The following is a 24,897-nucleotide window of genomic DNA, read 5'->3' as shown; positions in this document are numbered from 1 at the left end:
TTTAACTGACTGCCAAAGAGCTGGCTTTACAAAAATTTAGACTTATCTTTGCGCTTTATTTTTAAGATATGAGCAAGCACGGACGAATTTTAGTAGCTATGAGTGGCGGGGTAGACAGTTCAGTGGCCGCAGTGATGCTTCATGAGCAAGGTTATGAGGTTATTGGGTTGACGATGAAAACCTGGGATTATGCATCTTCCGGAGGAAGCACCAAAGAAACCGGTTGCTGTAGTTTGGATAGCATTAACGATGCCCGTGCTTTAGCAGTTGGTTATGGTTTTCCTCATTATATCTTAGATATTCGAAATGAATTTGGCGACTTTGTGATCAATAATTTTGTGGATGAATACCTGGCGGGAAGAACGCCTAATCCCTGTGTTCTTTGCAATACCCATATCAAATGGGAGGCTTTATTAAAAAGAGCGGACAAACTGGATTGCGAATTTATTGCAACGGGTCATTATGCAAATATTCGCTTACAGGACAGCGGTCGGTATGTCATATCCAAAGGCCGAGATGAGCATAAAGATCAGTCGTATGTGTTGTGGGGCGTTTCCCAAAAAAATCTGGCTAGAACAAAATTTCCCTTGGGAAGCTTTACCAAAGCTGAAATCAGACAGATGGCGCTTGAAATGGGACAAGTAGAATTGGCCAATAAATCGGAAAGCTATGAAATCTGCTTCGTTCCGGACAACGATTATCGATCTTTTTTACGCCATCGCGTAGAGGACATTGATGAGCGTATAGGTGCTGGTAACTTTATCTTATCGGACGGTACGGTAGTGGGCAAACACGCGGGATATCCCTATTATACCATCGGACAGAGAAAAGGCTTGGGGATTGCTCTGGGACGTCCTGTTTTTGTTATTCAAATACTACCTGAAAGCAATACAGTAGTGTTGGGTTCAGAAGAGGAACTCCAAAAAGATACGGCATACGTCAGAAATATCAATCTGATCAAATACGAGCATATACCTGAACCGATGGAAGCAGTAACCAAAATACGCTATAAGGATGCCGGTGCTATTAGTCGGATTGTTGAAGAAAACGGAAGTATGAAAGTGGACTTCGAACATTATGTAAAAGGAATAGCTCCGGGCCAATCGGCGGTTTTTTACGAAGGGAATGATTTGTTGGGCGGTGGATTCCTCATGTAAATTTTAATGCAATTTTAATTAAAAAAATTTGGTGATCTTTATTTCCAATATTTAATTTGATCCATAAATTGATTAGACTGGCAACGAAAACGAAAGATAAAATCAACTAACTATTATACAAATAACGAACAATTTTATCTATGTTTGAGCGATAAAACAAAAAGCCGAAGCGTGTATACTTCGGCTTTTTGATCAAAAAGGCGAAGGCAGTTTGCTAAAACATGAATAAATCCCTTTATTTGCAAAAATCAAGATACTGAATGGCAAAGAACTTATTAATTGTAGAATCACCGGCAAAAGCAAAAACAATAGAAGGATATTTAGGAAAAGATTTTTTAGTTAAATCAAGTTATGGACATATTCGTGATCTGGTAAAAACGGATGATGCCATTGATACTGCAAATAATTTCGAGCAGAAATATGAAGTCCCGGCGGATAAAAAAGCGGTTGTAAGCGAGTTAAAAAAGCTGGCCAAATCTGCTGAAACTGTTTGGCTCGCGTCCGATGAAGACCGGGAAGGAGAAGCGATTTCCTGGCACTTATACGAAACGTTAAACCTAAAAGAATCCAGCACAAAACGGATTGTTTTTCACGAAATTACCAAGCCTGCCATTCTTAAAGCCATTGAACAGCCGCGAAAAATTGATTTTAACTTAGTAAATGCCCAGCAAGCCAGACGCGTATTGGATCGTCTAGTTGGTTTTGAATTATCTCCCGTATTATGGAAAAAGGTTAAACCCTCCCTCTCGGCCGGTCGCGTACAGTCGGTAGCAGTACGGCTGTTAGTTGATAGAGAACGGGAAATAAACAAATTTGAGCCCGAAGCAGCCTTTCGGGTTGTTGCAATCTTCTTTACGGAAGAAAATAAAAAAGAACTTTTCAAAGCGGAATTATCGAAACGATTCGCAACTATAAATGAAGCCGAAAAATTTCTTAATGACTGTATTCCGGCATCATATCATGTCAAAAGCCTAGAAACAAAGCCAAGCAAGCGAAATCCTGCTGCACCTTTTACAACTTCGACCTTGCAACAGGAAGCCAGTAGAAAACTTGGCTTTTCAGTAGCTAGAACCATGACAGTGGCGCAACGTTTGTATGAATCGGGAAAAATTACGTATATGCGTACCGATTCTGTCAATCTAAGTGATACGGCCTTACAGGCAGCCGAACAAGAGATCCGTTCTGCCTATGGCGATAAATATCATAAGAGAAGGCAATATAAAACTAAATCAGCCGGTGCCCAAGAAGCACACGAAGCGATCCGTCCTACCTATTTTAACCAACACACCATAGAGGGGGATCATTCAGAAAAGAGACTCTACGAGCTTATATGGAAACGAGCGATCGCTTCGCAAATGAGCGAAGCTGAATTTGAAAAAACCACCGCAAAAATTAATATTTCAACGCGTAACGAAGAGTTTACGGCTAGTGGCGAGGTCATGAAATTCGATGGTTTCTTAAAAGTCTACTTTGAGTCGACTGATGAGGAAAGCGAAGTCAATTTAGAAGAATCTGATGACAATGCACTTCTACCTCCTCTTAGAAACGGTCAGCAGCTCGGTTTAAAGGAAATGACCGCTACAGAACGTTTTAGTAGGCCACCTGCCCGCTATACTGAAGCAAGTTTGGTAAAAAAACTAGAAGAGCTCGGTATTGGCCGACCCTCAACCTATGCTCCTACGATATCGACTATCCAGAATAGAGGCTATGTGGTAAAAGAAGATAGGGAGGGAAAACAACGCGAATACAATGTACTGACATTAGGCCATGGTAAAGTAAATACTACTAAGAAAACCGAAATCACAGGAGCCGAAAAATCAAAACTATTTCCTACCGATATTGGGATTTTGGTTAATGATTTTCTAGTAGAACACTTTAAGGATATCGTCGATTTTAATTTTACGGCTACGGTTGAAAAAGAATTTGACGAAATCGCTAATGGACTGAAAGAATGGACCGCTATGCTCCACAATTTCTATGGCCCTTTTCATAAAGAAGTAACCGATACCATTGAAAACGCCGACCGAGCAAGCAGTGAACGGATTTTAGGGACGGATCCACAAACGGGTAAACAGGTAAGTGTACGAATAGGCCGTTTTGGCCCTTTGGTACAGATTGGTTCGGCAGATGATGAAGAAAAACCGGTATTTGCCAGTCTGCGCAGCGGACAAATGATCGAGACCATCACTTTAGAGGAAGCCTTGGAATTATTTAAGTTGCCAAAAAAAGTTGGAAAGTACGAGGATAAGGAGATGACGGTAGCAATTGGCCGATTTGGACCATATATCCGCCACAACAATGCTTTTTACTCCTTACCCAAAGGAATAGATCCAATGGATGTAAACGAGACCCAAGCGATAGAAATCATTGAATTGAAACGAAAAAAGGACATTGAGAAAGTGATCAAGACCTTTGATGAAAATCCGGAGGCACGAATTGAACAAGGCCGCTGGGGACCTTTCATCCGTTTCGGAAAACAAAACATTAAGATTCCTAAAGATAAGGACGTAGACAAAATAACATATAATGATATTTTGCAATTAGCGGAAAGTGATAAGTCTAACACCGGCACCAAAAAGAAGGTACCTGCGAAAGGCAAAAGTAAAACGGCAAAGAAAAAATAGCGGAAGATATATGAAGAAGGACCTTCCTCCAAACGTTGTAGAAGATATATATGTAGCTGTTGTATTGGAAAGTGATTCGCCTACCAGCAGACACTGGAATGTTTACTTAATCAACCAAAAGGAAGAACCCATAAAGAATGTGCTTATCAGCAGCAAGGGCTATGGTTTGAAGGATGAGCGCGAAGTAAAAACTTCCGTATTACGCCATTTTATCGGAGATATAGAGGCAAAAGAGTTTGCATTAGTAGAAGCAATTGACGAACAGGTTTTCGGTTTAACCAATGAATATTTGCTGAGTTATTATATTGGTGGAACTATTTATGATAAGAAATTTATTTTCTTACCGGAAAGTATTGTTGACACCAACCTGATCCGTATTCCAATCATTAATAAACCGGGCATTTTAATTGGGATATAAAAATAAAGAGCGGATTTATACAATCTGCTCTTTATTTTTATAGACCCGCAAGCAAGCCTATACTTATACTATTTCATCACTATAAACATAACGAATTTCGTCTCGTAGGTTGTATTTTGAAGCCATTACCTCACCATATGCACCCGTTGTGCGAATGGCAATCAAATCCCCGCGCTTAGACTCCGGAAGCTCGACTTCCTTCCCGAAACAATCGGTACTCTCGCAAATAGGCCCTACAACATCATAGTTAACCGATCTGTCCCTCCTCTCTTCACTTAGCTGCTTAGCAGATAAATGCTCTATTTTGTGATAAGCTTGATATAAAGCGGGTCTCATTAATTCTGTCATACCTGCATCGAGAATCAAAAAATGTTTTTTAATACCATTCTTGACATACAAGACCTTACTAATTAAGCTTCCGCTTTGCGCAACCAGAGCTCTTCCGAGCTCAAAATGCACCTCTTGCTCTCCCTTGCGCTCCAAAAATTGATCAAAGATTTCAAAGTAACGTTTAAAATCAACAATAGGTTCACCATCGGGATCGGTATAGTTAACCCCCAATCCTCCGCCTACATTAAGTACTTTTAAACGATATCCACGCTCGTCAAACCAATTGTTAAACTCATTTACTTTTACACACAGGCTTTTGAAAACATTGAGATCGACTACTTGTGAGCCCACATGAAAATGTAGTCCGATTAATTCCAGCGAATCAAAGTTCCTGATAACATCCAAGCATTCATTTAGTTCCCAGGTTTTAATACCAAACTTGTTCTCGTCTAAACCGGTTGTAATATACTTGTGTGTCTTCGCATCCACGTTTGGGTTGATTCTAAGTGCAACTTTCGCCACCTTGCCTTCCTTCTTCGCTAAATCGCCGATGACGCACAACTCCTGTACCGATTCAACATTAAAAGCAAATATATCGTGATGAAGTGCAGCTATGATTTCTTTATCAGCTTTACCAACACCTGCAAAAACAATTTTATCAGGGGAAAAACCCGTTTCTACCGCCTTTAGTACTTCATTACCACTTACACAATCGGCTCCAATACCGGATTCTTGGATAATTTGTAAAACGCGTTCATTAAAATTCGCCTTAAGCGCATAATGTATGTGAAACTTGTACTTATCAGCCTCAGTAAGCGCATTATCTATTGTTGCTTGGAGTAGCTGTAAATCGTAATAAAAAAAGGGGGTTTCCTTCTGCTCAAAAGCAGCTATAATATCTCTGTTAAACATGTAATTCTGTAGCGTAAATCGCCATTATAATTAAAATAAACGATTGTGTAAAGAACGAAGCACTTCAACCTTATCTTCAGCGTTAATCAGCAATGAGATGTTAAAATTGCTGCCACCATACGAAATCATGCGCACAGGGATGTGTTTCACAGCGTCCAATACACGGGAAGCGTAACCATGCGTATTTAAACTGAAATCGCCGACGACGCAAACGATGGTTTGATTAACGTCAATTTCAACTGAACCAAAATCCTTTAATTCCCTTTCAATATCACTGAGAAAACGGGTATCATCAATGGTCAACGATACCGCGACTTCCGAAGTGGTAATCATATCGATAGGTGTTTTGTAACGCTCAAAAACTTCGAAAACTCTTCTTAGAAAACCAAAAGCTAAAAGCATACGCGAAGAATGAATTCGAATTGCGGTAATACCATCCTTAGCCGCAATAGACCGAACTTCTCCCCTCACGGCCCCCTCTTTACTGATCAAAGTGCCCGAGGCATCGGGATCCATGGTATTCAGTAGCCTTACGGGAATGTTATATCGTTGAGCTGGAAATACACTTTGAGGATGTAAAATTTTTGCTCCGAAATAAGCTAGCTCCGCAGCTTCATCAAATGTTAAATGGGCAATGGGCTTTGTACCCTTTACGATACGCGGATCGTTATTATGCATACCATCAATATCTGTCCAAATTTGGACCTCTTCCGCACGTATGGCTGCACCTATTAACGAGGCGGTATAATCGCTTCCACCTCGTCTTAGGTTATCAATCTCACCAAAAGCATTTCTGCAGATGTAACCTTGCGTAATAAACAACTGGTGGTCATTTGAAGCTGCTAATAAAGTCGACAAATGCTCGCCGATAAAATCAATAGTAGGTTCATTATCTTCATCGATCTTCATGAAGTCTAAAGCCGGTAGCAGCTTAGAGCGCACGCCAATTTCCGTAAGATAAAAATGATAAAGGGTCGTTGACAATAACTCCCCTTGCGCCAAAATAATCTTTTCTTCTATAGGTGTAAAAAGGTCATGGGCAAAAGATTCTATAAAGTTAAAATGATAATCGATCAGTTCCTTTCCATTTTCTTTACCTTCTTGACTTGTAAATAGCTCTTCAATAAATTCCTCATACTTCTCGTGCAAACCCTTAATTAGTGCTTCGGCCTTTCGCTTATCACCCGCCGCAAAAGCTTGTGATATTTCAACTAATGCATTGGTTGTACCTGCTACTGCAGATAAAACAACGATCTGTTTCTCTTCACCGGGTTGGATGATGTCCAGTAATTTCTTCATACGCTCGGGACTACCAACCGATGTTCCACCGAATTTTAAGATTTTCATTGAATGTTTAATTTGTTTTTATCGATACTATTCACTGTTTTTAGGTATCAATGAGCTCGCAAGCTCGGTTAACGGCGACGAAGCTTGTCTGAGCTAAAGTACCCCTCTGGCAGCTCAGCCATTTTTCGTCAGAATAAGTTATTTTTTAGTCGACCTAACCGCTATAAGGGCGACTTTCTTGACCATGCGCAAAAATAGCAACAAAAAACCCGTATAAAAAGTCTTTTCATACGGGCGCCAAAGATACTCAATTTTATTATATCTATAATATATTTTCAGTTATATTTAAAAAAAAACACCATAACGCCCGATAGGTTTAATTTTTTTTATTCAAAATCGGTATTATCGAGCTTTTTCTTATTTATTTTCCATGTTCGTCGATGAGCGTTTGGATAATTCCATCGACAAGACCTACCCTAGGCACAACAATATTTTTTACACTTCCCCATTTCATAACATTCAGGAAGATTTCACAAGCCGGAATAATCACATCGGCACGGTCGTTATTTAATCCGAGAACATTGATACGTTCTTTTAGGGAAAAAGAATTTAAATATTCGTATAGCGACTTAAGTTTATTGAAAGATAAGGGCTTAGTTCCCTTTTCGTCGGCTAGACGATGCAACTTATTAATATTACCGCCGGTTCCAATGCCTATAATTCCTTTATAATTCTTGGTGTTTTCTTTTATCCATTCCTTCATTTCAGTCCAGGTTTCCTCGCTATCCTGATTATCTAGGATCCGAATAGTTCCTATATTAAATGACCTCGATGCGCTTAAAGCTCCATTATTAAATACCGATAACTCGGTGCTACCACCACCAACATCAATGTATAAATAGCTTTTCCGTCTTTCCAATTGCTGTTCAACATGGCTATTATAGATGATACTAGCTTCTTTTACGCCATCAATGATTTCCAGGTTGATACCGACTTTTTTTATTTCTTGCACCAACTCGGAACCATTGACAGCTTCTCGCATGGCAGAAGTTGCACAAGCCATGTATTCACTAACCTTATAGACGTCCATCAGTGATTTAAACGCCGACATAGTTTTTATTAAATCTTCTGATTTTCTCTTAGAGATGTTCTTATCAATAAAAGCGTCGTCACCTAAACGTAAGGGTACTCGAATGAGTGTATTCTTCTTAAAAGAAACTACTTGGCCATTCTCGATTATATCAGCAATTAATAATCTGATAGCGTTTGAACCAATATCAATAGCTCCATATCTCATATCTTTATTTATTCTTTTGTTTCAAATAATGGTAAGTATCCAGTTGGGCCCGATAACTCATTTCGTTTTTTCTCTTCTTTACGTATCTGTTATCGTTTGCCGCATTAATTACCCTTGCTTTAGTATTATCGCGAAGTTGGAGATCAAGAATATCTTTTATTTCCTTAACCAATAAGGGATCTACTACGGGAAAGCTAACTTCCAATCGTCTATCTATGTTTCTGGTCATCCAATCAGCGGACGATAAATATATTTTTTCATTGCCATCGTTCCCGAAGATCCACACACGAGCATGCTCCAAAAATCTGTCTACAATACTAATAACCGTTATATTTTCGCTGAAACCTGGTTGTTGCGGAACCAGACAGCACATACCGCGCACAATTAGTCGGATCTTGACTCCCGCGTTACTAGCTTCATACAATTTCAAAATCATACCTTCATCAGAAAGGCTGTTCATCTTTAAAATCATATATGCATCCTTGCCCGCTTTAGCAAGCTCTATTTCCTTATCGATTAATTGATAAACTGCATTGCGCATTTCCAAAGGCGAAGTGATAAGGTATTTATAGCCTTTGTAAAAAGATTTTTTTTCCAGTCCTTTAAAAAGCCTTTTTAGATCTGCCGTTATACCTTTATGAACGGTGAACATACTATGGTCGCAATAACTTCGCGCGCTCTTTTCATTATAATTTCCTGTTGCCAGATTCGCATAATACGTAAGTCTCCCCTTTTCCCTCCTGCTTATCAAACATATTTTGGAATGTACCTTATAAGCCAAAAGACCATAATGTACATGCACTCCACCCTCTTCCAATTTATTACTCCAGAAAATATTGGCTTCTTCATCAAATCGCGCTTTTAATTCAATCAGGCAGTTTACTTTTTTTCCGTTCTTTGCTGCGTTGATTAAGGCATTGATAATCTTTGAATTTTCGGCCAAACGATAGAGGGTAATATTAATTTCCACCACTTTTGGATCAATGGCAGCCTCTCGCAAAAAATGAATGATATAGTCAAATGACTGGTATGGCAAACTGATCAGATAATCTCTTTTTGCAATCTGGTTAAAAATGCTATTACTCAAGTCGAGCTCTTTTACTTCGAGCGCAGGAAGCGTCTCATACTCCAAGGATGGTCCTCCTACATTTGGAAAGGCTATGAAGTCTTTGAAATTGTGGTAACGATTGCCTGGAATAAGTACACCATTGCTCAAATTCATTCTCGAAACCAAAAAATTCAGCATGTCCAATGGGATCTCACTGTCATAAAGCAAGCGCATTGGCTTTCCCTTCGATCGCCTTTGAAGGCTCTTACTTAAGGCTTCGATAAATTTCTCACTTACATTGGGATCGATATCGAGTTCCGCATCACGGGTCAGTTGAATCGTGAAGGCTTCAATGGTATCGTATTTAAAAATAAAAAACAATTCATCAAGACAATATCGAATGATATCATCCAAAAGTATAATGAATTTCAATTGATTACTATGAGGAAGCACCAAAAAACGGTTAATGCTTTTGCTGGGCACCTCCAATAGGGCATATCTGATTTTCTTATGATATGTTAACTTAATAAGGAAATAAATTCGGCGATCTTTTAATTCAGGGAATGGTTTGGTATTGTCCACATCCAACATAATCGGAACCAGATTAGGAAGTACTTTCTCTTGAAAATACTTCCTAACAAATTCTCCTCGACTAACGTTCAGTTGTTTTTCATTAATAATAAAAATCTTCTCTTCCGCCAGCTCTTTAATTATTTCGTGCTCATAAAGGTATTCAAACCGCTTTTCCTGTTTAACAACGATATTCTTAATTTCATTTAATACTTTCCGAGGGTTAAAGCCCAAGAGCTCCTTCGCTTTCGTATTTACGTTTGCCAACCTATTAAGTGTAGCCACTCTTACGCGATAGAACTCATCTAAATTGGAAGAGAATATCGAAAGAAAGCGAAGACGCTCTAGTAGAGGCACTGATTTATCCGCCGCTTCCTGTAATACGCGCTCATTGAAATATAACCAACTTATCTCTCTATTAATTAAAGGAGCTTTGCTCTTAAAAGATGCAGACATTTATCAGAATACCATTTATAGACAGCAAATTTTGCATAAAAATGTTAAGTACATGTTAAGTAAACATTACCTTTTATGAATCAAAATTAGGAAATTGCTGGTTTATCTGACGGTTCTGATGGTTTACTTGCTGTTTTGCTCGCGGTTGCAGGCGTCGCTTTTTTGGGAGCAATTTTTGGCTGACTATTAACATTCGTTGCCGGCTTTGCTCTTGTTTTATTACCCGTAACAACTGCCTTCTTTTCCTCTTTAACAGCGGGTTTTAATTCTGCTTCTTTTTTCGCTTGGTTTGCAATTTGATTAGGAGTAACAACTTTTTTTGGTTGCGATACTGCTTTAGTGGCTGCTGATGCTACCGCCGATTGCTTACTATCTGTTTTAGCGCTGCCAGTTGATGAAGAAGCGCTTCGCTGCGGAACAGCTTTTTTTACCGTTGTTGTTGCTGACGGGTTCTTTTGCGGGCTTGTCTTCTTGCTTGTGCTTGCAGGTGGCGTGGCGGCGGCTACCGGTTTGGTTGGAGTAGCCTTTGGAATGGGTAATTTTGCAGGAGCTACCGATTGAGTTTTGCCACTAACTTTGCTAACCTCTGTCTTTCCAACCTTGTCATCCTTCACAGGCTCCTTTTTCGAAGTGTTGCTGGTTTTAGTTGCAATTTTTACTTTCTGCTCTACTGCTTTTGCACTTTTTTCGGCCTTCTCTTTTGATTTCTTTTCTACCTTTTCTCCGACAGTTTTGACTTTCTTTTTGGAAGCCTCTGCTTTTTTCTTCGTTTGACCTTTAGCACCTTCTATTTTATCCGACAGCTTTTCCGCGAGTTTCTTACTGGCTTTCTTAATATCTTTTGCCAAATCTTTCGTTTCATGCCCTAAATCATTTAATAGAGCCGTAACACGTTTAGTTAGCGATTTGGTAACTTTTTGCTTATCCGCTTTCTTTTGTTTTTTTGTGATTTTCTTAGCCATAACCGTTTATTTAAGTTATATAAAGCTAAGCAAATTAAATACCGGAAACAAAGGATTATTTATTCCACGATTTTTTCTCAAGTAGCTCCATTTGCCATATAATCTGTTCCTCTGTGATGGGATAAGGTTTGTCTTTCCGGATTTGTTCATATACAGCATTAAACAAGCCCTTATAATTCCCTTTAAGCGCCTCTTTATAAAAAATCTGTTTTTGATTAGTTTTATTGATAATAGTTAATAAGCCCTCTTGACCAACGGCTTCCAGTCCGAATTTTTCGTCAGTCGGCCACATCCCTTTGTCCAATTGTTCCTCTTGCACATCTGCTCGGCTTTTTTGAAAAGAGCCTTTTGTGCCATGTATCACATACGCGGGCAAGGGCTGTGCAACTAACAAACTTGCATGTGCAAAAACAGTAAGTCCGTGTTCATAAGTTAATACAAAGGTGAAAAAATCATCTACCTCTGAATTTTCTCTGTGAATGCTTGTCAGCTTGATGCTATCTTTAGGCTTACCGAACAGCGAGATTACCTGGTCAAGCAAGTGCGGACCTAAATCATAGGTTAAACCAGCGGCTGCCTGATTGATTTCTTTAAATGTTTTAGGACTCTTTTCTTTCCTATAACGATCGAAACGAATATGAAATTCAATTATATCTCCAAGCGCACCACTTTCAATAATTCTTTTAACAAGTTTGAAATCACTGTCCCATCTCCTGTTCTGGAACACCATTACATGCTTACCTTGTTCTCTGCCAAGATCAAAAAGCTCTTTTACTTCCTGACTTGTGGCAGCACAGGGCTTTTCGATTAGCACATGCTTTCCTTTCAGCAAAGCCTTTTTAGCATAGTCGAAATGTGTCTGGTTAGGGGTGTTTACCACAACCAGTTCTATGTCCTTATCATCTAATAACTCATCAACGCTATCATAACTGATAATATTGGGGTATCGTTGCTGTGCCGTTTTTTTACTTCTTTCTACAACCGCTTTGAACTTAAACCGCGTATTTGTTTCAAGAAAAGGCGCATGAAATATTCTACCAGACATACCATAGGAAAGTATGCCTGCTATTACCGGATATTTTGACATATACTTATAAGTTTTATTGTTTAATAAAACGCTAAATCCCGTAAATAGTTTTGTTAGTCTGATTAGCTTTTATCTCAACAAAATTTTATCCTATTTCTAGGTTCTGGTAATAATACCGAGCCGAATCCAAGGAAATACAAAAGAAAAAGGTGTCTTTAAAAGTTACTTTTTATCGTTATCCCGACTTGTACCTTTTAAGACACCTTCCTAAGGCACTCTGAAAAAGCCTACAGTAAAGTTTTTGTCTCTTCTATGCTTTTTTCAAGAACAGGAAGTGCCTCTTTTGCATATTTTCTCACACTGACATCTGTGGTGCGGGCTGCGCCCTCAAATTGGTGAAGAATAGCTTCCTGATTATGTAGCGAGTGTTTTAGAAATTCTTTATCCAATATGCTTGCCTGAGCAGAATCCAAGCCGGCAGGTAATTCCAATGAGTGCATAGCCGGGAAAGGAATCAGTACATCAGATTTGGTAGCCAATTCCTGAACTTTTGCTAACACATCTTTATATTGGGTGCTTAAATTTGTAGCTAAGGATTTTACACTCGCATTGCTTCCTCGCTGTGAAATGATATTAGCAAACTCAATTTCCTCATTCGCCAATTGATATACCGTACGATAAAATCTATATTCTTCGGTATCTGCTTTCGTGATGTTTGTGTAGTATAACTCTGCGCTGGCCTTATGTTCACCAACACTTGTACAGGAGCTCATCGATAAAACACATGCAAAAGTTGACAAGCCAAATAAAGCTATCTTCCTATTCATTTTTAATTTCTATTTATGTATGTACAGTTTTGTCCAGCAAACCTAACATAAAATTTTCCTATTATCAATTTTTATGTACAAATCCACTGTGAATACCACTCAATTATACCAAATTCCTTCCGGCGTTGACAATACCATATACCGTGCGGGTGAGTAATTTACCATAAATCTCATAATTCGGATCATCCGTACTCAAATTATGCATTTTTTTAATCGCATAATGTTGAATAATGACAAGAGGTAGAACAATTTTCTCTCTCGTAGCAATCGATTTCCTTTCTACGGGATATCGTTCCATAAGCATCGTGGTACCCGTTAATTTTAAAAAGTATTGCTTAGTTAACTCAAACTCTTCGCGAAGCATATTCCAAAATGTCCCAAACTTTTCGTCGTCTTTTAAATAGGCAGTGATATTAAAATTTGATTTCGTCATAGACATAATACTATTGTCAATGATTGTTTTGAACATACCGGAAGTATTATAAAGTTCTTGCACTTTATCCCACTCGCCCGAATCGTCTGCATTTTTAAGCGCCGTTCCCACGCCGTAACAACCAGGGACACTTTGCTTCAGTTGGCTCCAAGCGGTTACAAAACTGATTGCCCGTAGGTCCTCCAATCGTAATTCAGAATTTGAATTTCTTTTTACCGGTCTACTGCTGATGTTAAGAGATGACAGGAACTTCAATGGACTAAGTTCTTCCAGATATTTTAGGAATAAGGGGTGTTTCCTTAGCTCCATAAATTTATTATAGCTCGCTCCAGCCATACGATCAATCAACATTTTCTTCTCCTGACTGAGGGTATCGCCAGGTTTGGTTTTTATTCCTGAAGTTATACCGGCATTCAACAATTGCTCAATATTGTAATGTGCAGTATCAAAAGAGCCATACTGACTACTTATCGTTTGCCCCTGAATCGTTAATTGTATATGATCATTCGCTATTTCATCACCCATAGAAGCATAAAACCGCTGGGTTTTCCCTCCTCCTCTAGCCGGAGGCCCGCCCCGTCCATCAAAGAAGGTTAAATCGACATCGTATTTACGCGCCATCGCAGTAAGCTCCATTTTTGCTTTGTAAATAGACCAATTGGCCATTAGGTATCCACCATCTTTTGTGCTATCTGAAAACCCGAGCATAATTGTTTGCTTATTCCCACGGTGTTTAAGATGGGATTGATAAGCCTTATTGTTATAGAGGATTTCCATCACTTTAGCCGCACGCTTCAGATCATCTACCGTCTCAAACAATGGTACAAAATCAATTGAAAGCGTCTCTTTCTTCCAACCGTTCCATAGGAAAAGTTCCATAAGAGACAGAATATCTGACGCTTGTTGACAATTACTGATAATAAATCGATGGCAGGCCTTCGGTCCTCCCGACTGCTGGATTTTTTGAACAAAACGAATCGTTTCTACCATATCCAGAATTAAAGGATCCTTAATATTGTCTGTTGGTAAATCAGCCTCACGGAAGCGAGCGGACATAATCTTGTCTGCCTCCTCCAACGTTTCAAAATCTGCATCAATTCCTGTCTCTTCCGGATGAGCTTTGTAGAGGTATTGATATGTTTTGCGGAGAATGCTGCTATCCTGGCGAATATCCAAGCTCGAGAAGTAGGTCCCGAAAATTTTAACCTTCCGCAAAAGATCGTCCACAAGGTTCACAAAAAGACCGTCGTGATAGTCGGTAAGCACTCGTTTTACTTCACTTAAATTGAAGATGATAGCGTCTTTTACATTCTTTTGATTTTCCTGTGGGTTAAAGCTATTCTCGTAGAAAATTTCCTGCAAAGCTGCCATATACTTTTCCACTCCTCTGAAAGTAATACGGCGTTTCATCACTCTAAAATCCCGGTAGTAACACCTGAACAAGATGGTTCTCAACAAAGCAGAAACCTCTTTTGTACTTTCTGTAGTCACATTAGGATTTCCATCGCGATCCCCCCCCGGCCAGAAGCCCAACTCAACGATTTGTTTTTCCGCTTCCCTAATAGAACCATTGGCATCAAAGTCATTATCCACCATACATTGTATATCCGAAACAACCAGGTAAAACACATGCTCCAAAAACCAGGCTAAGCTCCTGGCTTCGTCAACGGGAGTTGGCTTATTTTTCTGTAGGAACGGTGTCTTGCCTAACTGCTGTAACAATAAATGGATATCGTTAATGTCATTCTTTTTTAGAGCCCCTGTTAAGTCGGTGATAATACCCAACACTTCGCCCGGATAGAACTGTGTAGGATGGGCGGTAAGAACCAATCGCAGCGAAAAATCTTTCAACCGATTAACGATCTTATCACGTAATACGTTATTATTTTCAGCACGTTTAAATAAAGATTCCAAAGATCCGGCATCATCGGCCCTACCGGTCTTCGAGAAAGCGGCATCTTCTATCGCATCAAATAAAACGACCTGTCTTTCGATATATTGGATGATCCGGAAGAGTAAATCGAAGCGATCGGCCTTGTGAATATATTGTTCGTATTGTCCAAAAAAACTTTCAATTATTGCTTCGGGATCCATTTTATCATTTACTCCCTTTTCGATATGCGTTGAAAAGAAAGGTAATAAGGTCCCGGTATGCTTGACTTGATAAAATGGTAATGTTAAAAAAAGACTGTTATAGAGTTCAAAGCGTGTCAAGACCTCATTCTCATAAACAGCTTCTTTCTGACTTAGTTTCATAAATACCTCAAAGATTAATACGTGGTTAAAAACAAAAATTTATTGTTTTTTCAACAAAACGGCACAAAATACAAATAAATATCAAAACAATCTAAACTTAACTACAATTCACCAAGCAATTACCCTCGTTATGATAACATTTTTCAATTTAATTACTCAAACAATAAACAGCATAATGCGGTTAGTGTCTATGCAATAACAGGTACGATACTGATAAGTTTTGCTTGACGCTTTTTTATTACGGTTCTCAATAATATGGATAAAAATGCTTTACGCCGTTTAGAAAAAATAAAATGACTTTAATCAGTCAAAATATCTAAAGCAAAAAATAAGTCGGCCGGATTTTTGTATATTCGTCAGTAAATCCCAAAATGGCAAGGGGAAAGTCATTCATACATTATTACTGATTTTTTCTAGTGAAACAAACACAAGCTATTAAGACATTTTTATATAGTCAGTATTTTGCCGATGGTTTGCGAATTGCTTTTGGGGCCCTGGTTCCTGCTTTAATCTTTTCCTATTTAGGGGACATAAGAACGGGGATAGCTGTCTCTTTAGGGGCGGTAATTACCAGTATTGTAGATACCCCTGGCCCTACAAAAGACCGAAGAAATGCGATGCTGGTGTTAGTAGGCTTTATCTTTGTGATATCGTTTATCACCAAATTGATTAACCCTTTCGATGTAGCTGTTATTATCTTTCTGTCTGTCCTCAATTTTTCTATGTGTATGATAGCGGTTTACGGAACGCGGGCAGCTTCTTTGGGCACGGCCGCAATTCTAGTGATGATCCTTAATATGGATGATTTAAAGATGACTGCTGACAGCTCGCTTATGCATGCTGTCTATGCAACGATTGGAGGAGCTTGGTACATGCTTTTGAGTCTTACCTTAACTCAATTTCGTCCATTCAGACTTTCCCAGCAGGCCCTAGCTGAATGTATTCAAGATACCGCTGCTTATGTACGATTAAAGGCCAATTTTTATGATATAACCGTTGATAACGACAAAAACTACCAAAAATTGATTGACCAGCAAGTGATCGTTCATCAACATCAGGATGTCGTGAGGGAGTTACTTTTTAAAAGCAAGGCGATTGTAAAAGACTCTACGCGCTTAGGGCGCGTATTGGTCATTATATTTACCGACATGGTAGATATTTTTGAACGAACGATGGCTACACATTACGATTATGAGGCCATTCGCCATAACTTCGGAGATACAGATGCTTTAAGGGCTATTAGAATAACGGTTAACAGATTAGCCAATGAGATGGACAATCTGGCTTATCATATCAATGCGAATCATCGACCAAAGAAATTATACGATTTCAAATCGGACTTAGAACATATAAAAGGGGCAATAGATCGCGTAGAAAACACAGGCAAAAACACGGTAATCTTAAAAAAGATATTAGTCAATATCCGGGATTTAATTAACAAGCTCAACAACATTTATCAATACTTTGATACGCAGACCGCTCAATTTAACAATCAGGAAACAGATTTAACTAAGTTTTTATCACATCAGTCATTCAATCCGAAGGTTCTAAAAGACAATTTAAGTTTAAAATCGTCTACTTTCAGACATGCCTTAAGAATGGTGATTGTGATGATTGCAGCTTTTTTTATTTCGAAACTAATCCCTTTTGGCAATCATAGTTATTGGATTTTAATGACCGTCCTGGTTATTCTTAAACCGGGTTGGAGCTTGACAAAGCAACGCAATTATCAACGTATGTCAGGCACTATAATCGGCGGACTGGCGGGTATTGCGATTCTACTTGGCATTGAGCAAGAGATTGCCAGATTCATTTTTTTAATGATTTTTATGGTATTAGCTTACAGCTTCATTCGCATTAACTACATTCTAGGTGTCATGTTTTTAACACCTTACCTTTTACTTTTATATAGCTTTCTCGGCGTAAGCACCTTTGAAATTCTTCAGGAACGTGTGATAGACACCATAACCGGTAGTTTATTGGCTTTTACTTCCAGTTACATCATTTTCCCGAGTTGGGAAAGTAAAAATGTACAAACCAGTATGCGAAAGCTCCTTATTGCTAATTACAATTACTTAGTCAAAGCACTGGAGTATATTATTGGTATAGAGGTAAGTGAGACTGAATACAAATTGGTTAGGAAAGATGTCTATGTTAATATGGCCAATATGACCTCGATTTTTCAGCGAATGATTACCGAGCCAAAAAGCAAACAAAAAAACGCTAAAGAACTAAATAAGTTCTTAATATATAATCACATATTATCCTCTTACTCAGTTGCATTGGTAGCTGTTGTCAAAAATGCTGCTCAGCAGTCACTCACCGCTGAACACGTTAGATTGACACGAAAATCGCTTAAACAACTTTCTCAAACGATTTTGCAGTTTAAAATGACTGAAGACGATGAACCTTTTATCGAAACAGATATCAAAGTGGTTACTGCTTTGCCGGAGGATACGGGAGAAAACGAAGAAACAAAGTTAATAACAGAGCAAATTTCCTTTGTAAGCAAAATTACTCAAGATTTGAATAAAATATGTGAGCGCATGGATTTGCTAAAAGAAGCAGCCTAGCCCGATATTTTGTTGTTTTATCGATTCGGCATCCAAACCAACGACTGAGCAATAGTTTCGAAAGATTAGATTGTTCGCAATTATAAAAAATTTAAACTATTAGGGCCTTGGTTAAACAGTAAGTCAACAATACTTAGATTTGGAAGGAATCCATGCTTAGGTTCAAACACCTGAAAATACGGCTTGAATTCCTTGGCTTGATAGGTCTGTTTTGGGTGAATGCGGTTTCTAAAATCGTGAATACCGGCATCATTATCCTGATATGAGGTCGTAAACGTTAACGCCTTTCGTATTTTTAACAACCGAAGCAGCATACTTGTCAGATCGGTATTGAAATCAAATAAAAATTCATATTTTTTTTCGTAAAATGGCGCGAAGTCATCCTCATAAAATTCAAAATAAGCTGACCGTCTGTAGGAAGTTTGCAAACTCATCCAATGTAGGCGTTGCCAGTCACTCTCATAACTTATCCGTACATCCTTCATCACCGTGTGTACTTTTGCACCCTTCCTAACAGGAATGATCAAGTCCAATTTACCATTTGGAGAGTAGATACTCGCCCTATTTCGATAGGTTTGCTTGGGGAAGTGTTCGAATTTTTCGACTAGAATTTCATCTCCGTCGGCGCTTAACATCTCGCTCACCGCAGCAATCGGAGCCAAATAAAAGCAGGGAAATAGTTTGTCTGTTTTCTCCATGATTTTGGAATTAAACCGCGAAAATACATATTAGCCGATAAATAAACTGCAATCTTCTGAAAAAGAAAAGACATGCTTTAATCAGAACTGCTTATAAGTTTGTAAAAAATTTCCTTTTCAAAATAAAGAAATCGGATATTTGCAAATTCTTTAGTAATTCGGTCTGGCTAAAATTAAGATGAACTTAGGGAATCGCATTGTATCTTTTTTTGTATTTATAATCTCTTTACTTCCCTTTTGGGTATTATATTGCTTGAGCGATTTTCTTTTTTTTATCCTATATTATGTAGTAGGTTACCGAAAAAAGGTGGTATACGAAAATCTATCAAACTCGTTTCCCTCAAAATCAGATGAAGAGATAAAGCAAATTGCCAAAAATTTTTTTGTTTTCCTCTCGGATATGATCATTGAAACGATTAAAATGAGGACGATTACGGCAAAAGAAGTGGAAAAGAGAATGGTGGTTCACGCCACACACGAAATTTACCGCCATTTAGAACAAGGAAAGCCTGTAATCGGTACAACCGCACACTACAGTAACTGGGAGCTGGGTATTCATCGATTGTCTTTGATGCTGAAAGACCCTTTATTGATCATTTATAAACCTCTCTCAAACAAGGGATTTGAACAAACATTTAACAATATACGATCGAGATTCAATGCCCAGATGGTACCGATGAAACAGACACTCCGGCAGATCCTTGCCTATAAAAACACGCCACATATGAGTATGTTTCTCTCAGACCAAACACCTGCGCGTTCGGAATCTAGCTTTTTTACGCCTTTTCTGGGACAAGATACGCTAATGTTTCTGGGGATGGAAAAAATAGCCAAGCGTACTGATTTTCCTGTTGTTTATTGCCATATTAACCGGATAAGGCGTGGATATTACGAATGCACCTTTTCTACTTTATTTGAAACACCGAAGGCTACGGATAACCACGAAATCACGTTGGCATATAACAAGTACCTCGAAAAACTGATACATGATAAGCCCGAACAGTGGCTATGGTCTCACCGTAGATGGAAACATAAACCCAGTGCATGAATAAAAAAGTAGCCGTCGTAATACTGAATTGGAATGGAAGGAGTTATTTGGAAAAATTCCTTCCCTCGGTTTGCGCAAGCACCTACCCAAATCTAGAAATAGTAATAGGCGATAATGGTTCAACAGATGATTCCGTTTCATTTATACAGACCCAATATCCGTCTTTAACGCTCATAAACAACAAGGAAAATTTTGGTTTCGCCGAAGGATACAATCGTGTCCTTGAACAGGTTGAGGCCGATTATTTCGTCCTCCTTAATTCCGATGTACAGGTCGATCCTTATTGGATAGAGCCTGTCATCGAACTGATGGAAGCAGACAGTAAAATAGGAGCTGCTCAACCGAAAATACTTTCTTTTTACGACAAAAAGAAGTTTGAACACGCTGGCGCAGCAGGTGGATTTATCGATTATTTAGGTTATCCTTTTTGTGCAGGAAGAATACTTGAGAAAACGGAAGTCGATCAAGGGCAGTACAATCATCCAAAAGAGATATTTTGGGCAAGCGGTGCAGCTTTTTTTATAAAAAGGGATGCCTGGAGAAAGGCGAAAGGCTTTGACAAAGATTTCTTTGCTCACATGGAGGAGATTGACCTGTGTTGGCGGCTGAAGCTCTTTGGGTATAGCATATATTATTGTCCGAAATCAGCGGTTTATCACGTTGGTGGTGGTACGCTGAGTAAGGAAAATCCATTCAAGACATACCTCAATTTTAGGAATAACCTCGTTATGTTGCAAAAAAATCTGCCCTTAATGCAAGCAATATTCGTTATATTTATTCGTTTTTGGCTAGATTTCATTGCCCTGCTCCGTTTCATATCGGAAGGAAAACGAAAAGATGCACTTGCAGTCAGCAAAGCACATGTGAATTTTTTCAGGAATTTTAGAAAAAACGCTCGTAAAAGAAAACGAACCAAATCAAAAAAAGTATCGTCTGGCATCTATCGCGCGAGCATTATTTGGGCTTACTTTATACTTCAAAAGCAGAAGTTTACTGAATTGAATAATAAAAAATTCTAGAAAGGCAAACAAAAAGAGCGGATCGTAGTTTATAAATAAACCTTTTATAACAACCCATGAAGATACTTTTTTATATTCTATTGTTTTTACCATGCTTGTCGACGGCTTATGGACAAACAAGTTCGCTCGCAGGAGCTTGGCAGCTTAAAAAAGACGACCTTCACCATACATTGGTTTTTGTAGACAACTACCTGTCTTATGCCTTATATGACTTAAATGGTAAAAAATTTATTAATACCTGGGGTGGCCCCTATAAGCAACAAAATAAACAGATCGTGGTATCTATTGAGTACAACGCTACAAAGCCCGAAGAAGTACAAAAATCACATACCTTTCAGTTCGATTTAACTAAAGACCTTTCTATTAATGTAACCGGCAACAAAGAAAATTGGCAACGAATAGATAGTAATGATGCGCCTTTGGCAGGCGTGTGGCGAATTACCAACCGAAAAGTAGACAACCAAATGAATGAAATGCCATTGAGGGATCGGAGAACATTGAAGATACTCAGTGGCACTCGGTTTCAATGGGTAGCAATTAATGTGAAAACCGGCGAATTTTCAGGTACGGGAGGTGGGACCTATAGTTTCAAAGATGGTAAGTATATTGAGAATATCGACTTTTTTTCCCGGGATGACAGCCGTGTTGGAGCGAACCTGACTTTCAATGGGAAATTAGACAATGGTCAATGGCATCACAGCGGGTTGAGCTCAAAAGGAGCACCCATTTATGAAATATGGAGTCGCATGTATCAGTAGCGAATAGCGTTAGTAGATAAAGCTATGCACCGCCAAGCGATAACTATCTAATCCAAAGCCACATAGAACCCCTTTACAATATTTAGCCAAATACGAATGATGTCTGAACGCTTCCCGCGCATGAACGTTCGAAATATGCACCTCGATAACCGGTGTTTTTATAGCAGCGATTGCGTCACCTATTGCCGCTGAAGTATGCGTATATGCTCCGGCATTTAAAACGATACCATCATAAGAAAAACCCACTTCATGCAATTTGTCGATAATTTCACCTTCATGATTACTTTGAAAATAAGACAGATCGATTGAATCAAAGTACCCTTTCAGTTCTTCGAAATAGCTCTCAAACCCTTTATTTCCGTATATTGATGGTTCCCGCACGCCAAGTAAATTGAGGTTTGGGCCGTTAATGATTTGAATTTTCATCTTTATAATCGTTTTGCGCAACGCTTTTTAAGCGGTAATCCATGCAGGTTTCATTAATTAATAATAGCTTTGCATGAAATGTTATGGCGGTATGCTTTACGGCAAAGATAATATTTTCATTAAAAGTTTATTCGTCTTTTCCTATTAAAACGCGGCCCGCTTATGGGAGTAATATCGTTTGATGCCATCGTTGATTTGAGCAAGGTAAATGATTACCTCAAATAGGCGGGCTAATTAATAAATTAATACTGATGAAAAACACGTTTCTCTTCATCTCCTTTTTCCTATTAGCAGGGATTATTATCACAGGCATTTGGTGGACGCCAATATATTGGTCGTTCATCATCGTTATACCCTTGTTCTTTCTCGGTCTCTTCGATGTTTATCAGTCAAAACGAGCCATCAGACGCAACTTCCCTGTTTTCGGTAGACTCCGTTATGTGATGGAAGGCCTCCGCCCCAAGGTACAGCAATATTTCATCGAAAGTGACACGGACGGACGACCTTTTAGCCGAATTCATCGTAGTGTGATCTATCAACGTGCAAAAAAAGAAATGGATACTACTCCTTTTGGCACCCAACTAAATGTGTATGAAAACAATTATGAATGGCTTAATCATAGCATCAATGCTTTACATATGGATGCGTCATGTGAAGATCCAAGGGTTATTATAGGTGGTCCCTCTTGTTCACAACCGTACTCAGCGAGCATATTGAATATATCGGCAATGAGCTACGGTGCCTTAAGTAAAAATGCCATCATGGCACTAAACAAAGGTGCTAAAATCGGCAATTTTGCTCATAATACCGGAGAAGGTGGCATAAGTGATTATCATTTGGAAGGTGGTGGTGATTTAATTTGGCAGATAGGAACAGGCTATTTTGGATGCCGCTACCCGGATGGAAATTTCAATCCGGAAGCATTTGAACAAAAGGTGAATCTCCCGCAGGTTAAGATGGTTGAAATCAAACTATCACAAGGTGCTAAACCAGGGCATGGAGGCATATTGCCTGCGGCAAAGCTAACGGAAGAAATTGCGCGTATACGGTTAGTTGAAATGGGCAAAGACGTTGACTCTCCCCCCTATCATCGCGCATTTAAAACACCGATTGAGCTATTAAATTTCATCCAACAGTTACGTGAGCTATCTAATGGGAAACCCATTGGTTTCAAGCTATGTATAGGACATCGAAGTGAATTTGTAGCCATCTGCAAGGCGATGACTGAAACGAAGATTTGCCCTGATTTTATTACCGTCGATGGTGGTGAAGGAGGAACAGGCGCCGCTCCCTTGGAGTTTTCCAACAATGTTGGGATGCCTCTAAGAGATGCCTTAGCCTTTGTTTACGACACACTTACAGGCTTTGACCTGAAGCAACACATTAAGATTATAGCTTCCGGGAAGATCGCCACGGGTTTCGATCTTGTTAAGAATTTCGCGCTTGGTGCAGATATCTGCAATAGCGCGCGGGGGATGATGATGGCCCTTGGCTGCATACAGGCTTTAGAGTGTAATAGCAACAAGTGTCCTACCGGCGTAGCTACACAAAACGCTCATCTGGTACGTGGCCTCGTAGTAGAAGATAAAAAAACAAGAGTTGCCAATTTTCATCAGCAAACAATAAAAAGTGCCATTGAGCTTATGGCAGCGGCGGGCATCAGACACCCCGATGACATTCATAGAGCTTATATCCATCGAAGAATTTCTCCGGATAAAATTTTGACTTATTTAGACAGCTATCCCTATATACCCAAAGGTTCATTACTCAAAAAGCCATATGCTAAACAATTTGAGCTGTTGATGACAATAAGTGATCCACATTCTTTCACACCAAACTTCAGCAATCTTAACTGGGACGAATTAGAGTGGGCAAGAAAACCGATGACAAACTGATAATATTGACATAAAGATAATATGGGCCCAATAGGTATTTTCGACTCCGGTTATGGAGGATTAACAGTTTTTAAAGAAATCAGCCATACGCTTCCTCAATACGACTACATTTATTTTGGCGATAATGCTCGAGTTCCCTATGGTACACGCTCGTACGACACTGTGTATCACTATACGATGGAATGTGTAAACCATTTATTTGATTTGGGTTGCCATTTAGTTATATTGGCTTGCAATACGGCTTCTGCAAAAGCCTTAAGGACTATTCAACAAAAAGATTTACCGAAACGCACAGACTTACGAAATGTTTTAGGTGTTATCAGACCAACGACCGAAATTATCGATCGCTTCACTATAAGCAATCACGTCGGTATTTTGGCTACTTCGGGAACGGTCAATTCAGCGTCCTACGTGCTGGAAATCCATAAGTTTTTCCCTCAAATTAAGGTGTATCAGGAAGCATGCCCCATGTGGGTTCCTTTAGTCGAGAATAATGAAATGGGTTCGCCTGGCGCCCGTTATTTCGTAAAACAACATATCGATCGCCTCTTGCAACAGTCTACCGAAATTGATGCCGTCATTTTAGCTTGCACACACTATCCCCTATTGTTACCTACAATTAAGGAATTTATGCCAAAAGGTGTACAAGTGATTTCACAAGGAAGCATCGTAGCGAAAAGTTTAGCGGATTATCTGTATAGACATAAGGAAATAGAAGCTCTTTGTACAAAAAATGGCGCACGGCAGTTTTTTACAACGGAAAGTGTTGAGAATTTCAAGGAAAAGGCCAGCATTTTTTATGGTTTACCGGTTGAGGCAGCACAATTTGACCTGACCCATAAAATACCTTAGCAATACAGTGTTCAGCAAGTTGGC

At 39.1% G+C, this 24,897-nt stretch carries 19 protein-coding genes; 9 read left to right on the top strand and 10 right to left on the bottom strand.

What is annotated here, in order from left to right; genetic code table 11:
• Nucleotides 1-68 precede the first annotated feature (68 nt).
• The 3 genes from mnmA to ACH11B_RS17620 all read left to right on the top strand — a co-directional run bounded on the left by mnmA (nucleotide 69) and on the right by ACH11B_RS17620 (nucleotide 4,199).
• Nucleotides 69-1,157, top strand: coding sequence for a tRNA 2-thiouridine(34) synthase MnmA (gene mnmA / locus ACH11B_RS17630; RefSeq protein WP_377609268.1), 1,089 nt, complete (start codon nucleotides 69-71; stop codon nucleotides 1,155-1,157).
• A 260-nt stretch (nucleotides 1,158-1,417) separates the two neighbouring features.
• On the top strand, nucleotides 1,418-3,781 hold the full coding sequence (gene topA / locus ACH11B_RS17625) for a type I DNA topoisomerase (RefSeq protein WP_130857450.1): 2,364 nt from the start codon (nucleotides 1,418-1,420) through the stop codon (nucleotides 3,779-3,781).
• 10 nt (nucleotides 3,782-3,791) lie between these two features.
• Complete coding sequence (locus ACH11B_RS17620) at nucleotides 3,792-4,199, top strand: hypothetical protein (RefSeq protein WP_013666436.1); 408 nt, start codon at nucleotides 3,792-3,794, stop codon at nucleotides 4,197-4,199.
• Nucleotides 4,200-4,262: 63 nt separating this feature from the next.
• Here ACH11B_RS17620 and lysA read toward each other — a convergent pair whose 3' ends face one another.
• The 8 genes from lysA to ACH11B_RS17580 all read right to left on the bottom strand — a co-directional run bounded on the left by lysA (nucleotide 4,263) and on the right by ACH11B_RS17580 (nucleotide 15,604).
• Nucleotides 4,263-5,441, bottom strand: a complete 1,179-nt coding sequence (lysA, locus tag ACH11B_RS17615; RefSeq protein ID WP_377609270.1) for a diaminopimelate decarboxylase — start codon at nucleotides 5,439-5,441, stop codon at nucleotides 4,263-4,265.
• A 30-nt stretch (nucleotides 5,442-5,471) separates the two neighbouring features.
• Nucleotides 5,472-6,788 (bottom strand): aspartate kinase, encoded by a 1,317-nt coding sequence (locus ACH11B_RS17610; protein WP_377609272.1) that lies wholly within the window; start codon nucleotides 6,786-6,788, stop codon nucleotides 5,472-5,474.
• A gap of 361 nt (nucleotides 6,789-7,149) precedes the next feature.
• Nucleotides 7,150-8,025, bottom strand: a complete 876-nt coding sequence (locus tag ACH11B_RS17605; protein ID WP_130857447.1) for an ethanolamine ammonia-lyase reactivating factor EutA — start codon at nucleotides 8,023-8,025, stop codon at nucleotides 7,150-7,152.
• A 4-nt stretch (nucleotides 8,026-8,029) separates the two neighbouring features.
• Nucleotides 8,030-10,099, bottom strand: coding sequence for a polyphosphate kinase 1 (ppk1, locus tag ACH11B_RS17600; RefSeq protein WP_377609274.1), 2,070 nt, complete (start codon nucleotides 10,097-10,099; stop codon nucleotides 8,030-8,032).
• A gap of 86 nt (nucleotides 10,100-10,185) precedes the next feature.
• Nucleotides 10,186-11,061: a hypothetical protein gene (locus tag ACH11B_RS17595; protein ID WP_377609276.1), complete on the bottom strand. Its 876-nt coding sequence runs from the start codon at nucleotides 11,059-11,061 to the stop codon at nucleotides 10,186-10,188.
• 55 nt (nucleotides 11,062-11,116) lie between these two features.
• Nucleotides 11,117-12,148 carry a Gfo/Idh/MocA family oxidoreductase gene (locus ACH11B_RS17590; RefSeq protein WP_377609278.1) on the bottom strand — a complete coding sequence of 344 codons (1,032 nt, stop codon included), beginning with the start codon at nucleotides 12,146-12,148 and terminating at the stop codon, nucleotides 11,117-11,119.
• Between the two features lie 227 nt (nucleotides 12,149-12,375).
• The gene (locus ACH11B_RS17585; RefSeq protein ID WP_130857443.1) at nucleotides 12,376-12,915 is read right to left on the bottom strand and encodes a DUF4142 domain-containing protein; all 540 of its coding nucleotides are present in this window, start codon (nucleotides 12,913-12,915) and stop codon (nucleotides 12,376-12,378) included.
• A gap of 103 nt (nucleotides 12,916-13,018) precedes the next feature.
• Nucleotides 13,019-15,604, bottom strand: coding sequence for a phosphoenolpyruvate carboxylase (locus ACH11B_RS17580; RefSeq protein WP_377609281.1), 2,586 nt, complete (start codon nucleotides 15,602-15,604; stop codon nucleotides 13,019-13,021).
• A 416-nt stretch (nucleotides 15,605-16,020) separates the two neighbouring features.
• Here ACH11B_RS17580 and ACH11B_RS17575 point away from each other — a divergent pair, with 416 nt between their 5' ends.
• A complete protein-coding gene (locus ACH11B_RS17575; RefSeq protein WP_289552971.1) occupies nucleotides 16,021-18,177 on the top strand; it encodes an FUSC family membrane protein in 2,157 nt (718 codons plus the stop codon).
• Between the two features lie 80 nt (nucleotides 18,178-18,257).
• Here ACH11B_RS17575 and ACH11B_RS17570 read toward each other — a convergent pair whose 3' ends face one another.
• Entirely contained in the window at nucleotides 18,258-18,875 is a 618-nt protein-coding gene (locus ACH11B_RS17570) for a WbqC family protein (RefSeq protein WP_377609284.1), read from the bottom strand.
• A gap of 178 nt (nucleotides 18,876-19,053) precedes the next feature.
• On the opposite strand from ACH11B_RS17570, the gene ACH11B_RS17565 reads away from it, so the two are divergent.
• Genes ACH11B_RS17565 through ACH11B_RS17555 form a run of 3 tightly spaced genes read left to right on the top strand, consistent with a single transcriptional unit; the run spans nucleotide 19,054 to nucleotide 21,700 of the window.
• Entirely contained in the window at nucleotides 19,054-19,923 is an 870-nt protein-coding gene (locus tag ACH11B_RS17565; protein WP_013666425.1) for a lysophospholipid acyltransferase family protein, read from the top strand.
• Entirely contained in the window at nucleotides 19,920-20,942 is a 1,023-nt protein-coding gene (locus ACH11B_RS17560; RefSeq protein ID WP_377609287.1) for a glycosyltransferase family 2 protein, read from the top strand. The genes ACH11B_RS17565 and ACH11B_RS17560 overlap by 4 nt, the downstream gene beginning before the upstream one ends.
• 56 nt (nucleotides 20,943-20,998) lie before the next feature.
• Entirely contained in the window at nucleotides 20,999-21,700 is a 702-nt protein-coding gene (locus ACH11B_RS17555; protein ID WP_377609289.1) for a hypothetical protein, read from the top strand.
• A 9-nt stretch (nucleotides 21,701-21,709) separates the two neighbouring features.
• Here ACH11B_RS17555 and aroQ read toward each other — a convergent pair whose 3' ends face one another.
• The gene (gene aroQ / locus ACH11B_RS17550) at nucleotides 21,710-22,126 is read right to left on the bottom strand and encodes a type II 3-dehydroquinate dehydratase (RefSeq protein ID WP_041387448.1); all 417 of its coding nucleotides are present in this window, start codon (nucleotides 22,124-22,126) and stop codon (nucleotides 21,710-21,712) included.
• A gap of 251 nt (nucleotides 22,127-22,377) precedes the next feature.
• Here aroQ and ACH11B_RS17545 point away from each other — a divergent pair, with 251 nt between their 5' ends.
• Both ACH11B_RS17545 and murI read left to right on the top strand, forming a co-directional pair.
• Nucleotides 22,378-24,021 carry an FMN-binding glutamate synthase family protein gene (locus ACH11B_RS17545; RefSeq protein ID WP_130857436.1) on the top strand — a complete coding sequence of 548 codons (1,644 nt, stop codon included), beginning with the start codon at nucleotides 22,378-22,380 and terminating at the stop codon, nucleotides 24,019-24,021.
• Nucleotides 24,022-24,042: 21 nt separating this feature from the next.
• Nucleotides 24,043-24,873 (top strand): glutamate racemase, encoded by an 831-nt coding sequence (gene murI / locus ACH11B_RS17540; RefSeq protein ID WP_377609292.1) that lies wholly within the window; start codon nucleotides 24,043-24,045, stop codon nucleotides 24,871-24,873.
• The last annotated feature ends 24 nt before the right edge of the window (nucleotides 24,874-24,897 follow it).

Source organism: Olivibacter sp. EAT-5, assembly GCF_044784325.1.
In the GTDB taxonomy this organism is placed as follows: Bacteria; Bacteroidota; Bacteroidia; order Sphingobacteriales; family Sphingobacteriaceae; genus Olivibacter; species Olivibacter oleidegradans.
The sequence above is the reverse complement of the archived record's forward strand: the minus strand, read 5'-3'. Positions and strand labels throughout refer to the sequence as shown.

Bases quoted from the DNA above. Each gene is read 5' to 3' on its own strand.
- ACH11B_RS17545 (WP_130857436.1), top strand. From the start codon at position 22,378: ATGAAAAACACGTTTCTCTTCATCTCCTTTTTCCTATTAGCAGGGATT.
- ACH11B_RS17560 (WP_377609287.1), top strand. From the start codon at position 19,920: ATGAATAAAAAAGTAGCCGTCGTAATACTGAATTGGAATGGAAGGAGT.
- ACH11B_RS17585 (WP_130857443.1), bottom strand. From the start codon at position 12,915: ATGAATAGGAAGATAGCTTTATTTGGCTTGTCAACTTTTGCATGTGTT.
- ACH11B_RS17605 (WP_130857447.1), bottom strand. From the start codon at position 8,025: ATGAGATATGGAGCTATTGATATTGGTTCAAACGCTATCAGATTATTA.
- ACH11B_RS17595 (WP_377609276.1), bottom strand. From the start codon at position 11,061: ATGGCTAAGAAAATCACAAAAAAACAAAAGAAAGCGGATAAGCAAAAA.
- ACH11B_RS17580 (WP_377609281.1), bottom strand. From the start codon at position 15,604: ATGAAACTAAGTCAGAAAGAAGCTGTTTATGAGAATGAGGTCTTGACA.
- murI (WP_377609292.1), top strand. From the start codon at position 24,043: ATGGGCCCAATAGGTATTTTCGACTCCGGTTATGGAGGATTAACAGTT.
- lysA (WP_377609270.1), bottom strand. From the start codon at position 5,441: ATGTTTAACAGAGATATTATAGCTGCTTTTGAGCAGAAGGAAACCCCC.
- mnmA (WP_377609268.1), top strand. From the start codon at position 69: ATGAGCAAGCACGGACGAATTTTAGTAGCTATGAGTGGCGGGGTAGAC.
- aroQ (WP_041387448.1), bottom strand. From the start codon at position 22,126: ATGAAAATTCAAATCATTAACGGCCCAAACCTCAATTTACTTGGCGTG.
- ACH11B_RS17590 (WP_377609278.1), bottom strand. From the start codon at position 12,148: ATGTCAAAATATCCGGTAATAGCAGGCATACTTTCCTATGGTATGTCT.
- ACH11B_RS17565 (WP_013666425.1), top strand. From the start codon at position 19,054: ATGAACTTAGGGAATCGCATTGTATCTTTTTTTGTATTTATAATCTCT.
- ppk1 (WP_377609274.1), bottom strand. From the start codon at position 10,099: ATGTCTGCATCTTTTAAGAGCAAAGCTCCTTTAATTAATAGAGAGATA.
- ACH11B_RS17610 (WP_377609272.1), bottom strand. From the start codon at position 6,788: ATGAAAATCTTAAAATTCGGTGGAACATCGGTTGGTAGTCCCGAGCGT.
- ACH11B_RS17620 (WP_013666436.1), top strand. From the start codon at position 3,792: ATGAAGAAGGACCTTCCTCCAAACGTTGTAGAAGATATATATGTAGCT.
- ACH11B_RS17555 (WP_377609289.1), top strand. From the start codon at position 20,999: ATGAAGATACTTTTTTATATTCTATTGTTTTTACCATGCTTGTCGACG.
- ACH11B_RS17570 (WP_377609284.1), bottom strand. From the start codon at position 18,875: ATGGAGAAAACAGACAAACTATTTCCCTGCTTTTATTTGGCTCCGATT.
- topA (WP_130857450.1), top strand. From the start codon at position 1,418: ATGGCAAAGAACTTATTAATTGTAGAATCACCGGCAAAAGCAAAAACA.